This is a genomic window from Nocardiopsis sp. NPDC101807 (assembly GCF_044766605.1).
GTDB classification, from domain to species: Bacteria; Actinomycetota; Actinomycetes; order Streptosporangiales; family Streptosporangiaceae; genus Nocardiopsis; species Nocardiopsis tropica.
This window is the reverse complement of sequence record NZ_JBIWMK010000001.1, coordinates 248,554-262,597: the sequence shown is the minus strand read 5'-3', so window position 1 is coordinate 262,597 and position 14,044 is coordinate 248,554. Positions and strand designations below refer to the sequence as shown.

The following is a 14,044-nucleotide window of genomic DNA, read 5'->3' as shown; positions in this document are numbered from 1 at the left end:
TCCCACTGGTCCGCGACGGGCGGGCACACCACGGCCTCGGGAGGGCACGATGAAGGACACCGGAGACACCGCGAACCAGGACGCGGGAGGCCGCGACCCGGCCGCACCGGCGGGACAGCACGACCGGGGACCCCGCCGGGGGCGGCCCTCCCGCGCGGGGGCGGTCCTCGCCCTGGCCACCGCCGCCGCCCTCGTCCTGGGCGGGCCGGCGGCCGCCGCCCCGGCGGACGGCGTCCCCGAGGAGGCGGTCGCGGGGCAGGACCCGTTGCAGGGAGCGGGTCCCGTACAGGACGGGATCGCGGACGGCGGCCCGGAGGCCCCGCCCGGAGAGCCGGGCCCGGCACCGGGGGCCGCCGACCGGGACGCCGGTTCCGGCGGTGACGGGGCCGGCGGCGTGGACGCGGCGGAGCTGGACGCCTTCATCACCGCCCACCTCGAACGCGTCGGCCTGCCGGGGGCGACCGTCGCGGTCACCCGCGGGGACCGGGTCGTGCACACGGGAGGCTACGGGCACGACGGGAACGGCGAGCCCCTGCGTGCTGACTCGCCCATGCGCATCGCCTCCCTCAGCAAGTCGATGACCGCCCTCGCCGTCATGCAGCTGGTGGAGGGCGGCGCCGTCGACCTGGACGACCCGGTCCGCGACCACCTGCCCGAGTTCACCACCGCCGACCCGCGCGGCGACCTGATCACCGTCCGCCAGCTCCTCGACCAGAGCTCGGGCCTGTCCGACCGGGGCCACCCCGACGTCGCCGGATCCCCGCAGCCCGCCACCCTCGCCGAGGCGGTGGCCCGGCTGCGCGACGCCGAGCTCACGTCGGCTCCGGGGGAGCGGTGGCAGTACCACAACCCCAACTACCAGGTGGCGGCCCGCCTGGTGGAGGTCGTGTCCGGGGAGCCCTTCGCCGAGTACCTGGAACGGCACGTGTTCGCCCCGGCGGGCATGGACGACACCCGTTCCCCCGGCCCGGACGCCCCCGGCCCGCGTGCGCACGGCGGCGGCGCGCGCCCCGGACCCGCGCCGGGACACATCCGCGCCTTCGGCGCCAACGTCCCCGTCGCCGAACCGCCCGCGTTCGGGACCGGCTCCGGGGACGTCGTCTCGACCGCGGAGGACATGGCCAGGTGGCTGCTCCTCCAGGTCGGCGGCGGGAGGGCCCCCGGCGGCGAGCGGCTGCTCTCCGCCGAGGGGGTGGAGCTGACGCACACCCCGTCCGCGCCCGGGGGCCGGTACGGCCTCGGATGGATACGGCGCGAATCGGCCGACGGCTCCTCCGGAACACGGGTCTGGCACGGCGGGGCGTTGTCCACGTACAGCTCCTACCAGGTGCTCGTCCCCGGAACCGGGTACGGCGTCGTGGCGCTGTTCAACAGCGGGATCACCCTCACCGAGAACGACGCGTGGGGCCTGGTCGAGGGGGTCCTCGACCTGACCGAGGGCAGGACGCCGGCCGGGGCGGACTCGTCCCTGTGGAAGGTCGACGCCGCCTTCGGGGCCGCCACGCTGACCGTGGCGGGGCTGGGCGTGCTCGGGGTGCGCCGGGCCGGGGCCTGGGCCGGGAGGCGGGCGGGCCCGCCCCGGTGGCGGACCGCGCTGCGGCTGCTGCCCTACGCCCTGCCGCCCCTCCTGTTCCCCCTGGTCAACCCGGTCATCACCTGGGTGATGGGCGGGCGGGAGGGCACCTGGCTCCAGCGGTTCTACGGGATCCCGGCCGCACTGGCCTTCGTCGCCGCCACTGCCCTGGTGTGCCTGGCGGTCCTCGCCGCCCGGACCGCGGCGCTCGTCCGCGCCGCCCGGCGGCCCGCGGGTGCGGTCGGCGCCGCCGACGCCCCGGCCCCGTCCGGCCCGGCCGGGGGCGCCGGAAGGGCCGGGTGGTAGAACTACCGCGTACGCGGGGTGAGCCGGGCGGTCGACGGGGCCGGACGGGCCCCGCACCGACAGCCCCGGGAGGGCACCCGTGAGTGACGACCTGTCCGTGAGCGTGGACGGCCACGTCGGCGTCCTGGAGTTCCGGCGCCCGCCCAACAACCACTTCGACCTGGCGCTCCTGCGCGACCTCGCGGACGCCGCCGCCGAGCTGGAGGGCGCGCGCGGGTGCCGCGCCATCGTCCTGTGCTCCGAGGGCCGGCACTTCTGCGCCGGGGTGGACTTCGGCGGCGAAGGGGTCGGGCCCGACCCGGCCGCCACCCTCGAGGCCGTCTACGCGCAGGGGCTGCGGCTGTTCTCCCTCGCGGTGCCCGTGGTCGCGGCGGTGCAGGGAGCGGCGGTCGGCGGCGGCCTCGGCGTGGCGTGCGCCGCCGACTTCCGCGTCGCCGCGCCCTCGACCAGGTTCCACGCCAACTTCGGGGCGCTCGGCATCCACCAGGGCTTCGGCCTCAGCGCCTCCCTGCCCCGGATCGTCGGCGCGCAGGGCGCCGCCGAGATGCTGTACACCGCCCGGCGGGTCGGCGGTGAGAGGGCCCTCGCCCTCGGCCTCGCCGACCGGCTGGTCGAGGACGGCGCGGTGCGGGAGGCCGCCGTGGCCTTCGCGCACGAGATCGCCGCCGGGGCGCCGCTGGCCGTGCGGTCGATGCGGGAGACCCTGCGCGCCGGGTACACGGACGAGGTCCGCGCGGCCATGGAGCGCGAGATCGCCGAGCAGACGCGGCTGCTCGCGACGGAGGACGCCGCGGCCGGCATCGCGGCCTCGCTGGCGCGGACCGCGCCCGTGTTCACGGGGCGTTAGCGCCGCGCCGGACGGTGGGACGGCTACCCTGGCGTGCCATGCGCCTGCTCATCATCTCCGACACCCACCTGCCCAAGCGCGCCCGCGACCTGCCCCCGTCGGTGTGGGCGCAGGTCGAGCGCGCCGACGCGGTCGTCCACGCGGGGGACTGGTGCGTCCCCGAGGCGCTCGACGCCCTGGAGGCGCGCGCCGCGCGGGTGGTGGGCGTCCACGGCAACAACGACGGGCCCGAACTGCGCGCACGCCTGCCCGAGGTGGCGAGGGCGACCCTGGGCGGCGTCCGGTTCGCGGTCGTCCACGAGACGGGGCAGGCGGCGGGCCGGGAGAAGCGGTGCGCCGCGCGCTTCCCCGACGCCGACGTCCTCGTCTTCGGCCACTCGCACATCCCGTGGGACACGAGCGCGGACAGCGGGCTGCGGCTGCTCAACCCGGGCTCTCCCACGGACCGCCGGCGCCGGCCGCACCACACCTACATGACGGCGGAGGCGGCCGACGGCGCCCTCACCGGGGTCCGGCTGCACCGGATCGAACCCGCCTGAGCGGGGCCGGTCCGGCGTGACCGCGCCCGGCCCGTGCTCAGGGGGCGATCCGTCCGGCGATGGCGGGGCCCTCCCGTGCGATCCAGGCCTCGGCGCGGGGCATGCGGTCCCGGACGCCCTCCTCCCACATGCGGCGGAAGACCGGGTCGCTCCCGGCGGCGGCCCGGGCCCTGCGGTGGAAGCGGTGGATCATCCGTGTCGCCAGGGGCACCAGTTCCGCGCGCTGCCGACCGGAGGCCCCGTAGGCGTCGACGAAGACGGCGACCCGGCGGGCCGCGTCGAGGCCGGCGAAGGCGGGGGCGCGGTCCCGGGGGTCGAGCAGCGGCACCCACCAGTAGAGGGCGTTGGCGATCTCGTAGAGGCGGGTGGTGGGCCGGGCGAGGTCGAAGTCGATGAGGGCGGCGGGCAGGCCCTCGCGGAAGACGACGTTGCCGGGGCAGTAGTCGCGGTGGCCGACCAGTTCGGGTTCCCCCTCCACCGGGGCGTCGTCGACGGCGGCGGTTCCGGGGATGCCGCCCCAGACCGCGTCCGCCGGCGGAACCCAGCCGTCGGCGGCCCCGTGCAGCCGCCGGATCAGCTGCGCCAGCGCGACCAGGACGTTCTCGCCCGCGGCGTCGGCGGGCAGCGGCTCCCGGGGGACCTCGCCGGGGACGTAGGTCAGCACCTCGCGGCCCTGCCCGTCGACGCCGAGCGGCTCCGGCGCGGCGGTGAAACCGGCCCGGTGCAGGTGGGCGAGGTAGGACTGGACCGTGGCGGTGAACGGCCGGAGCGGGCGCCGGACCGTGTCGCCCACGCGCACGATGCCGGGGGTGACGCCGTCGCCGACCAGGGGTTCGGCGGGTCGGCCGTCGTGCTCGTCGCGGAACCGGTCGGTCATGGGGTGCCTCCGTTCGTCCGGTGGGAACGCGGAACCGCCCGCCCGCCGCCGGGGCGGGGAGCGGGGGAACCGCTCCGATGCTCCCCGAGCCCCGGGTCCCTGTCCAGCCGGACACCGGGGGAGGCCCGGTGGAGGACACGGCTCCCGGCGCGGGCCCTGCGCCACGGCGTCGGACGGCCACCCGCCCGGTCCTCTCCGCGCGGGCGGGGACCGGGCGGGCCGCTCGCACGGCCGGGCGCCGGGGTCAGGGCCGGGCGGCGCGCAGCATGCGCAGCTGGCCGATCTCGGCGACGTTCTTCATCAGCTCGGCGTTGACCCACGCGACCGTGTGGGCGACGGTCTGGCCGGAGCCGGGCGGCCACGGGAAGGCGGCGGGCGCGTCGAGGTCCTCGGCCCCCAGACCGTCCAGTACCTCCAGCCACTCCGTGCGCAGGCCGCGCAGCCACGCGACGGCCTCGTCCGCACCGGGCCAGACCACGTCCTCCCGGCCCCTCGGGGTACGTCCCCGCAGGTGGTCGAGGGTCACCGACCACCACCAGCCGATGTGCCAGGTGACCCAGGCGACGGTCGGGACGGGCACGGGGTCGGGCTCGGCGTCAGCCCAGTCCGGGGTCCACACCCCGTCCTCCCCACGGCGGACGGTCCAGCAGAGGGGGCCGGGTTCCCAGAGGAAGTCGCCGGGTTCCAGGCGCTCCAGGTGGTACTCGAACAGCGACCAGGTGAGGTCGGACTGCCAGCGCAGCAGTTCGCGGGGTGTCTCGGGCATGGGGACCACCCTGGCACAGGAGACCCTCCGGACCGAAGCGGTTTTCGGGCGGGCCGCCCCGGGCCGGGGCACTCCTCCGTCGGCGCGCGGGCCGGTCGGGGACGCGGAGGGAGCCCCGGGCGCCTCGGCGCGTGCGAAGGAAGGCCCCCGCGTACGATCGCCGCCGGTTGTCAGCCGTCTTGTCCGCCGACCTGGAATGCCGGCTGGCAGACCGGGGGTCACCGTGTGGATGCACAGGGTGGTCCTCGGGGTAGGAACACCCCACGGGCCCGGGATCCGGAGTCCGGGCCCGCCCGCCCGGGCCACCGGACACCCCGGGGGCGCCGAGGAGGACCCCCTCCACCCGAGGCGCCCTCGGGGCCTTCCGGACCCCGCCCCGTCACACCGCCGCCCCGAGGAGGCCGCACGGCGCCCGCCCCGCCGGTACCTTCGTGCCGTGGGCTCGACGGGACCGGACGCGGGGTCCGCCCCGGCGGGGGACGTCAGAGGGGGAGCGGATGCGGATCACGGTGACCGGGGTGGACGAGGCGGCGGTCCGGTTCCGGTGCGCGGCCGGAGCGGCCACGGGTCGGTGGGCGGGCCCGGCGCTGCCCGTGCCCGGGGAGCACGATGTGGAGCTGGACGTGGCCGAAGAGGTCGTGTTCGCCCGGGCGGAGCCGGGACGCGATCGCGTCGAGGACGTTCCGGGCGGCTCCGGGGCCGTGCTGGTCGCGGGGCGCGTCGAGCAGGCCGGGACGGGGGCGGGCGCCGTCGTGGTCCTGCGGGTGGGCGGCGGCCTCCTCCTGCTGGAGGCGTGCGGGGCCGGACCCTCCGCCGGGGACTGGGTCCGCTGCACCGCGGCGGAGCTCCGCCTGTACCCGACGGGGGTGTAGAGGGCCTCCGGCCGGGGCGCCCGTGCCACCGGACCGACCCGCACCCGGCAACGACCCCCGCCCGCGCGGAGTTCGGGCTCCCCGGCACCGGTCCTGTTCCTCTTTCCCGGACCCGGCCGCCGTCCGCGCCGGGGCCGGTCTGCGGCCCGTCCCGTGGCGGACGCCCGCCCGGCGGACCCCGTGCCCGGCGGGGGCGCCCGCCCCCACCTCGTGTGCGGGCGCCCCCGGGGCCGTCGACGCCGTTGCGACGGGTCCTAGAGCACGTCGGGTGAGACGTCCAGGACGGTGCGGTCACGGGAGGCCACCAGGTCGAACTGCGGTCCGGTGCGGGGCAGTTCGTGGCGGAAGAAGTACGCCGCCGCGGCGCGCTTGCCCTCGTAGAAGTCCCCCTCCCTGCCGTGCGCGGCCACCAGCTGTTCCAGCCACAGCCACGCCACCACCACGTGGCCCACCGCCTCCAGGTAGGGGGTGGCGTTGGCCAGCGCCACCGCGGGGTCGCCCCCGGCCCAGGCGGAGGCGGCCGTCTCCGCCGTCCGCGCCAGGGCCGCCGACAGCAGGTCGGCGTACACGGCCTCGTCCCCGCCCAGCCCCCGGGCGCGGTCGGCGGTCCGCTGCGCGGTCTCCACCAGCAGTGCCAGCCGAGCTCCGCCGTCCTGGACGGCCTTGCGGCCCAGCAGGTCCAGGGCCTGGATGCCGTGGGTGCCCTCGTGGATCGGGTTGAGCCGGTTGTCCCGGTAGTGCTGCTCCACGTCGTACTCGCGGGTGTACCCGTACCCGCCGTGCACCTGGATGGCCAGGCTGTTGGCCTCCACGCACCACTGGGAGGGCCAGCTCTTGGCGATCGGGGTGAGGACGTCCAGGAGCAGGTTCGCGCGCTCGCGCCCGGCGTCGTCGTCGGTGCTCGCCGCCTCGTCGACCAGCCGCGCGCAGTACAGCACCAGGGCGAGGGCGCCCTCCACGTAGCTCTTCTGGGCGAGCAGCATCCGCCGCACGTCGGTGTGGACGATGATCGGCGTCTGCGGCCGGGCCGGGTCCTTGTCGCCGAGCGGGCGCCCCTGGAGCCGTTCGCGGGCGTAGGCCAGCGACTTCAGGTACCCGGTGTAGCCGACGGCCGCGGCGCCGGCGCCCACGCCGATCCGGGCGCCGTTCATCATGTGGAACATGTACCGCAGGCCCTGGTGGGGTTCGCCCACCAGGTAGCCGACCGCGCCGGCCCGGCCGCCCGGCGTGTGCGCCCCTTCGCCGAAGTTGAGCAGGGCGTTGACGGTGCCCCGGTAGCCCATCTTGTGGTTGAGCCCGGCGGGGACGACGTCGTTGCGCTCACCGATCGTCCCGTCCGCCTCCACCAGGTACTTGGGGACGACGAACAGGGAGATGCCCTTGACCCCGGGCGGGCCGCCGGGGAGCTTGGCGAGCACCAGGTGCACGATGTTCTCGGTCAGCTCGTGGTCGCCGCCCGAGATCCACATCTTGTTGCCGAACACCCGGTAGCCGCCCTCGCCGTCCTCCTCGGCGCGGGTGGTGATGTCGGCCAGGGAGCTGCCCGCCTGCGGCTCGGACAGGCACATGGTGCCGGTGAAGCGCCCCTCCACCATGGGGAGCACCCACGTGTCGACCTGCTCGGGGCTGCCGTGCGCCAGGAGGAGGCGGGCGTTGCCGGAGGTGAGGAAGGGGTAGGCGGAGGTGCCCAGGTTGGCGGCCTGGAAGTAGGCGCCGCACGCGCTGGAGACGACCTGCGGCATCTGGGCCCCGCCCACGGAGGCGGGCATCCCGGCGGCGGCGAGGCCGGTCCCGGCGTAGACCTGCAGGGCCTTGCGGACCTCGGGGATGACGTGGACGCGCTCGCCGTCGAAGCGCGGCTCGTTGGCGTCGTTGGCCTTGTTGTGCGGGGCGAAGTGGTCGGTGGCCACGCGCTCGGCCAGTTCCAGGGCGGCGTCGAAGGTCTCGCGCGAGTGGTCGGAGTAGCGGGGGCGTGCGGTGAGGGCCTCGGCGTCGAGCCACTCGTAGAGCAGGAAGTGCAGGTCACGCGCGGACAGCAGGGTGGACGCCACGGTCGCCTCCTCGGAAATTTTGACCGACTGGTCGGTATGGTATCCGTTCCCGGAGCCTCCTCCGTGACGGGGGTCACGGGACCGTCCGGGGGGCATGGTCCGCGGGCCGTCCCGAGCTCGCGCCTCCGGGCCGCCCCCGGCGCGCCGACCGCGCTCGGCCGGCCCCGGGCCGACGGCAGGGCGGAACGCTTCCACCGCGCCCCGGCCGGGGAACGGGCCTGCGCCCACCCCTGCGCCGGCGGCACCGAACGCGCGGGGGCGCTCACCGGGCGGCTGCGCCACGACGGTCGCCACCGGTTCCCCACCGCCGTCGGCGGCCCTGCCGCCACCCGCCTACCTGACCTCTCGGGTCGGTACGCCTAGGCTGGTGGCCACCGAACCAGAAGGAGCACTGCCCCATGTCCGCTGCCGCCGAGCCCTCCCGCACCGTCCTGCTGCTCAACGGTCCCAACCTCAACCTGCTGGGCACCCGCGACCCGGAGCAGTACGGCACCGTCACCCTCGAGGAGGTCGAACGGCGGGTGGTCGCCCTCGGCGTCGAGCTGGGGGTGGAGGTGGTGTGCGCGCAGAGCAACAGCGAGGGCGTCATGGTGGACCGGATCCACGCCGCCCGGCACTGGGCCGGAGTGGTGCTCAACCCCGGCGCCTACGCCCACTACGGCATCGCCCTGCGCGACGCGATCGACGCGGTCGAGGCCCCCGTGGTGGAGGTGCACATCTCCAACGTCTACGCGCGCGAGGAGTTCCGGCACACGTCGGTGACCGCGCCCGTCGCGGCCGGGTACGTGGCGGGGTGCGGGGTGTTCGGCTACGAGCTCGCCCTGCGCGCGGTGCTCCGGCGCGACGCCGAGCGCCGCGCCTGAGGCCCCGGCCGGCGCGGCCGTCCCGGCGGGGTCCGCCGCCGGGACGGGCGCACCTCAGCGGTAGGTCATCAGCGCGGGGCCGCCCTGCTCCAGGTGGGCGTGGTCGTTGAAGGACAGCACCCGGGTGCCGCCGCGGCCGTGCAGCAGCTTGCTCACCGAACCGTTGACCACCACCCGGTTCATCGCCAGGAACCCGGCCGGGGAGGTGCCCAGCAGGGTCGAGCACACCGCCGCGACCACCCCCGCCGAGGTGAACACCAGCGCGGTCTCTCCGCGCCCCAGCCCCGCGACCAGGTCGGTGAGGGCGGCGTGCACCCCCTCGCGGAACCCCTCCCAGGTGCCCGGCCCGCTCCCCCCGGCGCCCATCCACGAGGTCAGGGCCGCGTCCAGGCGTTCCTGGAGCGTGCCCGTCGCCGCCAGGTGCGGGCCGAGCAGGCCGAGGTGGTCGTACTCGTCCCACCGGGGGTCGGTGGCGGGCGCGGTGTCGATGCCCGCCTCGGCGAGGGCGGCCGCCGCCGTCTGGCGCTGGCGGCGCAGCGCCCCCGTGGCGACCGCGCCGATCCGGAGGTCGCGCCGCTTGAGCTCGGCGCCGAGCAGCCGGGCCTGCTCGTGGCCGGTGGGGCTCAGCTCGTCGTAGTCCTCGGCCTCCGGAGAGGCCTTCCCGTGGCGGATGAGATAGATCGCTGGCATCGCCCCAGGGTACGAGCGGGCCCGGGACCGTCGTCGCGCCGGGGCCCCGTTGGCATACCGTCCGGTCGGTTCGCGGTGGTGGAGGGCGGTGCCGACCGCAGGGGCGTCCCGCGACGGGCCCGGTGGGCCGGCGGGCCGGGGACGGAGGGGCCCGGGGCTCCGCTCGGCCGGAGCCCGGCGGCGCGCGTGCGGTCTCCGGCGGCCTTCGCGTTACCGTGGCCACACGCGACACGGAGGGATGACCATGGTCTTCCGGTATTCGAGCGTGGTGCCCGCACCGCGCGACGAGGTCTTCGACTGGCACGCGCGGCCGGGCGCGTTCGCCCGGCTGGCCCCGCCCTGGCAGCCGGTGCGCCTGGCCGCCGAGGCGGACTCCCTCAGGGACGGAACGGCGGTGCTCTCGTTCCCCGGCGGCCTGCGCTGGGAGGCCCGCCACCTCCCGGAGCGGTACGACCCGCCCCGCAGGTTCGCGGACCGGCTGGTGTCCCAGCCGCTGGCGACGCTGCTGTCCTGGACGCACGCCCACGACTTCGTCGCGGAGACCGGGGAGAGCACCCGCGTCGTCGACCGGGTCGCCACCTCCGTCCCCGAGGCGCTGCTGCGGCCCATGTTCGCCTACCGCCACGCCCAGCTCGCCGACGACCTGGCGGCCGGGGCGCGGGCGCGGGCCTGGAACGACCGCCCGGTGACCGTGGCGGTCACCGGAGCGGGCGGGCTGGTGGGGCGCTCCCTGTGCTCGCTGCTCACCACGGGCGGGCACCGGGTGGTCCGGCTGGTGCGCAGGGACCCCGCCCACCCGGACGAACGGCGCTGGGACCCCAAGGAACCGGCCGCCGACCTGCTCGAAGGCGTCGACGCCCTGGTGCACCTGGCGGGGGAGCCGCTGTTCGGGCGGTTCACGGAGCAGCACAAGGAGGCCCTGCGCGACAGCCGTGTCGGCCCCACGCGCGCGCTCGCCCGGCTGGTGGCCCGCAGCGGGACGCGCGTGTTCGTGACCGCGTCGGCGATCGGCTACTACGGGCCGGACCGGGGGGACGAGGTCCTCACGGAGGACAGCCCTCGCGGGACGGGGTTCCTGGCCGACCTGGTCGCGGACTGGGAGGAGGCCGCCGAACCCGCGGCCGAGGGCGGCGCCCGGTGCGTGCGGGTGCGCACGGGCATCGTGCAGAGCCCCGCCGGGGGAGTGCTGGGTCTGCAGTACCCGCTGTTCGCCGCGGGGCTGGGCGGCAAGATCGGCGACGGCCAGCAGTGGATGTCGTGGATCGGCGTGGACGACCTCGCGGACGTCTACGTGCGCGCCGTCCTGGACGGGGCGCTGACGGGCCCCGTCAACGGGGTGGCGCCGAACCCGGTGCACGGCGCCGAGCACGCCGACGCGCTCGCCGGCGTCCTGCGCCGCCCCGCGGCGCTGCCGGTGCCGGGCTGGGGGCCGGCCCTCCTGCTGGGACGGGAGGGGGCGGACGAGGTGGCGCTGGCGGACCAGAGGGTGGCCCCGGCCCGTCTGGAGGCGGCGGGGCACCGTTTCCGGTACCCGCGCCTGGAGGGGGCGCTCGCCCACCTCTTCGGCCGGGAGCGCCCCGTGTGAGGCGGCGGCGCGGCCGTCCCCCCGGCGGGAGCCCGCCGGGGGGACGGGGGCGCGGCCCGCGGGACGCGCCGGGGCCTCCCCGCCTCAGGCGGCGCCGGAGTCCGGCTCGAAGCGCACCACCACCGACTTCGACGTCGGGGTGTTGCTCACCTCCGCGGTGGAGTCCAGCGGGACCAGCACGTTGGTCTCCGGGAAGTAGGAGGCCGCGCACCCGCGCGCCGTCGGGTAGTGCACCACGCGGAAGTGCGCCGCGCGCCGCTCCCGGCCGTCCCGCCACTCGCCCACCAGGTCGGTGTAGGAGCCGTCCTCCAGCCCCAGCTCGCGTGCGTCCTCCGGGTTGACCAGCACGACCCGGCGGCCGTCCTTGATGCCCCGGTACCGGTCGTCGAGGCCGTACACCGTCGTGTTGTACTGGTCGTGCGAGCGCAGCGTCTGCAGCAGCAGCCGCCCCTCCGGCACCTCCGGCGCGTACGTGCCGTTGACCGTGAAGTTCGCCAGGCCCGTCTCGGTGGGGAAGCGCCGGTCGTCGCGCGGCGCGTGCGGCAGGGTGAACCCCGCGGGCTTGCGCGCACGGGCGTTGAAGTCCTCGAACCCCGGCACGACCGCCGCCACGTGGTCGCGGACCCGGTCGTAGTCGAACAGCTCCGACCACGCCACGGGCTCCTCGCCCAGCACCCGCCGGGCCAGGTCGCAGATGATGTCGACCTCCGAGCGCATGCCCTCCGACAGGGGCGGGAGCACCCCGTGGGAGGCGTGCACCTTGCCCATCGAGTCCTCCACGGTCACCCACCGGGGCTCGCCGTCGCGCAGGTCGCGGTCGGTGCGCGCGAGCGCGGGCAGGATCAGCGCCCGAGCCCCCGTCACCACGTGCGAGCGGTTCAGCTTGGTGGACACGTGCACCGTCAGCCCCACCCGGCGCATCGCGTCCTCGGTGACCAGGGTGTCGGGCGTGGCCGCCACGAAGTTGCCGCCCATCGCGAAGAACACCCGCACGTCGCCGTCGGCCATCGCGCGGATGGCGTTGACGGTGTCGTGGCCGTGCTCGCGCGGGGGCTCGAACCCGAACTCCGCGCCCAGGGCGTCCAGGAACGCCTCCGCGGGGCGCTCGAAGATCCCCATCGTGCGGTCGCCCTGCACGTTGGAGTGGCCCCGCACCGGGCACACGCCCGCGCCCGGTCGCCCCACGTTGCCGCGCAGCAGCAGGAAGTTGACGACCTCGCGGATGGTCGGCACCGAGTGCTTGTGCTGGGTCAGGCCCATCGCCCAGCACACGATGATCCGCTCCGACCCGGTGACCATCTCCGCGATCCGCTCGACGAGCTCCCGCTCCAGGCCGGTGGCCCTCTCGACCCGGGGCCAGAACTCCTCGTCCGGCTCGGCCAGCAGGTCCTTGGAGAACTCCTCGAACCCGTGCGTGTGGGTGGCGATGAAGTCGCGGTCCAGGACCTCCTCCCCGCGCTCCTGCGCCTGCAGCAGCAGCCGGTTGACCGCCGAGAACAGGGTGAGGTCGCCGCCCAGACGGATCTGCGCGAACAGGTCGGTGAGCTCCGTGCCGCGTCCGAGCAGGCCGCCCGCCTTCTGCGGGTTGCGGAACTCGCGCATGCCGGCCTCGGGCAGGGGGTTGACGGTGATGATCCGGGTCCCGGAGCGCTTGGCCTTCTCCAGGGCGGAGAGCATCCGGGGGTGGTTGGTGCCGGGGTTCTGCCCGGCGACGATGATCAGGTCGGCCTTGCGCAGGTCCTCCAGGGAGACACTGCCCTTGCCCACGCCCAGCGTCTCGGTGAGGGCGGAGCCCGACGACTCGTGGCACATGTTGGAGCAGTCCGGCATGTTGTTCGTGCCGAGTTGCCGGGCGAACAGCTGGTAGAGGAAGGCGGCCTCGTTGCTGGTGCGGCCCGAGGTGTAGAACACGGCCTCGTCGGGGGAGGACAGCCCCCGCAGGTCCTCGGCGACCAGGTCCAGGGCGCGGTCCCAGCTCACCGGTTCGTAGTGGGCGGCGCCCTCGGCCAGGTACATGGGCTGGGCGAGGCGGCCCTGCTGCCCCAGCCAGTAGCCGGAGCGCCCGGCCAGCTCGGCGACCGGGTGCTGGGCGAAGAACTCGGGGGTCAGGGCCCGGGAGGTGGCCTCCTCGGCGACCGCCTTGGCGCCGTTCTCGCAGAACTCCGCCGTGTGCCGCTTGTCGCCCTCGGGCCAGGCGCAGCCGGGGCAGTCGAAGCCGCGCTTCTGGTTGATCGCGAGCATGGCGGGCAGCCCGCGCCGGACCCCGGCCTGTTCACCGACGTGGCGGACGCTGTTGAGCACGGCGGGCATGCCCGCCGCGCTGGTCTTGGGCGGGCCCACCGTGGGGGAGTCCTGGGCGGGATCGTGCTGTACGGAGTTCTGGTGTCTCACACTTCGCATTGTGGCATCGCGTCCCTCGGCGCCGTGACGCCGGGGGAGCGGCCCGGCCGGTCAGGGGCGGTGGGGCGGCTGCCGGGTCCGCGGTGGAGGCCGCGCGAAGGGGGGACCGCACGCCCCTCGACAGAGCGACTTTTCATGACATAAGAATATATTTTCGCAATACTAATATTGTATGGTAATGGTGTTTTTGTCCTCTCATTATCATGGATATCCACCCCTGGGAATGCTTCCCGTGATACTGGCCGGAACGGGTCCTGGGGGATTGTCCGACTCCGGTGCCGGGAATCTCGCTGGGGCGACGCCCCCGGGTTTCGGATGAAAAGGAGTCGGAGGCGAGTCTCCCCCGGCCCATCCCTTTCCCGCAGCGGATTCCCCGCTCGCCGTCCCGCTGGACGGTCCCCTGCGGACCGGGCCGTCGTGAAACGCATTTCGTCAAGTGGTCGGTGCAGTGTACGAAGCGAACAGAGATGGGTGTCATGGCGCACTGGAAGAACATTCCTGGTGGTCTTACGAAGATCTCGGCGGGGTCCCGGAGCAATGTGTGGGGTGTGAACGCCAACGGTGCCATCTACCGTTTCACGAACGACGACGCCAACCCCTGGGTCAAGGTTCCCGGCGGCCTCACGGACATCAGTGCGGCTGCTGACGGCACGGTGTGGGGTGTGAATGCGAACA

12 protein-coding genes are annotated in these 14,044 nt (G+C 75.5%); 7 read left to right on the top strand and 5 right to left on the bottom strand.

Annotated elements, in window-relative coordinates; genetic code table 11:
- Positions 1 to 49: 49 nt before the first annotated feature.
- From ACIRPH_RS01215 to ACIRPH_RS01205, 3 genes are all read left to right on the top strand, one after another.
- On the top strand, positions 50 to 1,879 hold the full coding sequence (locus tag ACIRPH_RS01215; protein ID WP_402907906.1) for a serine hydrolase domain-containing protein: 1,830 nt from the start codon (positions 50 to 52) through the stop codon (positions 1,877 to 1,879).
- A 79-nt stretch (positions 1,880 to 1,958) separates the two neighbouring features.
- On the top strand, positions 1,959 to 2,726 hold the full coding sequence (locus ACIRPH_RS01210; protein ID WP_402907904.1) for an enoyl-CoA hydratase/isomerase family protein: 768 nt from the start codon (positions 1,959 to 1,961) through the stop codon (positions 2,724 to 2,726).
- A gap of 38 nt (positions 2,727 to 2,764) precedes the next feature.
- Complete coding sequence (locus ACIRPH_RS01205; protein ID WP_402907902.1) at positions 2,765 to 3,265, top strand: metallophosphoesterase family protein; 501 nt, start codon at positions 2,765 to 2,767, stop codon at positions 3,263 to 3,265.
- Between the two features lie 37 nt (positions 3,266 to 3,302).
- Here ACIRPH_RS01205 and ACIRPH_RS01200 read toward each other — a convergent pair whose 3' ends face one another.
- Together ACIRPH_RS01200 and ACIRPH_RS01195 are read right to left on the bottom strand one after the other, a co-directional pair.
- The gene (locus tag ACIRPH_RS01200) at positions 3,303 to 4,142 is read right to left on the bottom strand and encodes a phosphotransferase enzyme family protein (protein WP_402907900.1); all 840 of its coding nucleotides are present in this window, start codon (positions 4,140 to 4,142) and stop codon (positions 3,303 to 3,305) included.
- 244 nt (positions 4,143 to 4,386) lie between these two features.
- Positions 4,387 to 4,908: a DinB family protein gene (locus tag ACIRPH_RS01195; protein WP_402907898.1), complete on the bottom strand. Its 522-nt coding sequence runs from the start codon at positions 4,906 to 4,908 to the stop codon at positions 4,387 to 4,389.
- A 497-nt stretch (positions 4,909 to 5,405) separates the two neighbouring features.
- On the opposite strand from ACIRPH_RS01195, the gene ACIRPH_RS01190 reads away from it, so the two are divergent.
- Entirely contained in the window at positions 5,406 to 5,780 is a 375-nt protein-coding gene (locus ACIRPH_RS01190; protein ID WP_402907896.1) for a hypothetical protein, read from the top strand.
- A 254-nt stretch (positions 5,781 to 6,034) separates the two neighbouring features.
- Here the strand turns inward: ACIRPH_RS01190 and ACIRPH_RS01185 are convergent, their stop codons facing one another.
- A complete protein-coding gene (locus ACIRPH_RS01185; RefSeq protein ID WP_402907894.1) occupies positions 6,035 to 7,831 on the bottom strand; it encodes an acyl-CoA dehydrogenase in 1,797 nt (598 codons plus the stop codon).
- A 398-nt stretch (positions 7,832 to 8,229) separates the two neighbouring features.
- Here ACIRPH_RS01185 and aroQ point away from each other — a divergent pair, with 398 nt between their 5' ends.
- A complete protein-coding gene (gene aroQ, locus ACIRPH_RS01180) occupies positions 8,230 to 8,694 on the top strand; it encodes a type II 3-dehydroquinate dehydratase (protein WP_402907892.1) in 465 nt (154 codons plus the stop codon).
- Between the two features lie 54 nt (positions 8,695 to 8,748).
- Here aroQ and ACIRPH_RS01175 read toward each other — a convergent pair whose 3' ends face one another.
- The gene (locus tag ACIRPH_RS01175) at positions 8,749 to 9,384 is read right to left on the bottom strand and encodes a histidine phosphatase family protein (RefSeq protein WP_402907890.1); all 636 of its coding nucleotides are present in this window, start codon (positions 9,382 to 9,384) and stop codon (positions 8,749 to 8,751) included.
- Between the two features lie 238 nt (positions 9,385 to 9,622).
- Between ACIRPH_RS01175 and ACIRPH_RS01170 the strand changes: the two genes are divergently transcribed.
- The gene (locus ACIRPH_RS01170) at positions 9,623 to 10,969 is read left to right on the top strand and encodes a TIGR01777 family oxidoreductase (RefSeq protein ID WP_402907888.1); all 1,347 of its coding nucleotides are present in this window, start codon (positions 9,623 to 9,625) and stop codon (positions 10,967 to 10,969) included.
- An 84-nt stretch (positions 10,970 to 11,053) separates the two neighbouring features.
- Here the strand turns inward: ACIRPH_RS01170 and ACIRPH_RS01165 are convergent, their stop codons facing one another.
- Positions 11,054 to 13,369: an FdhF/YdeP family oxidoreductase gene (locus ACIRPH_RS01165; RefSeq protein ID WP_402907886.1), complete on the bottom strand. Its 2,316-nt coding sequence runs from the start codon at positions 13,367 to 13,369 to the stop codon at positions 11,054 to 11,056.
- Between the two features lie 467 nt (positions 13,370 to 13,836).
- Here ACIRPH_RS01165 and ACIRPH_RS01160 point away from each other — a divergent pair.
- The coding region (locus tag ACIRPH_RS01160) for a tectonin domain-containing protein (protein WP_402907884.1) at positions 13,837 to 14,044 on the top strand (208 nt) is incomplete at its 3' end.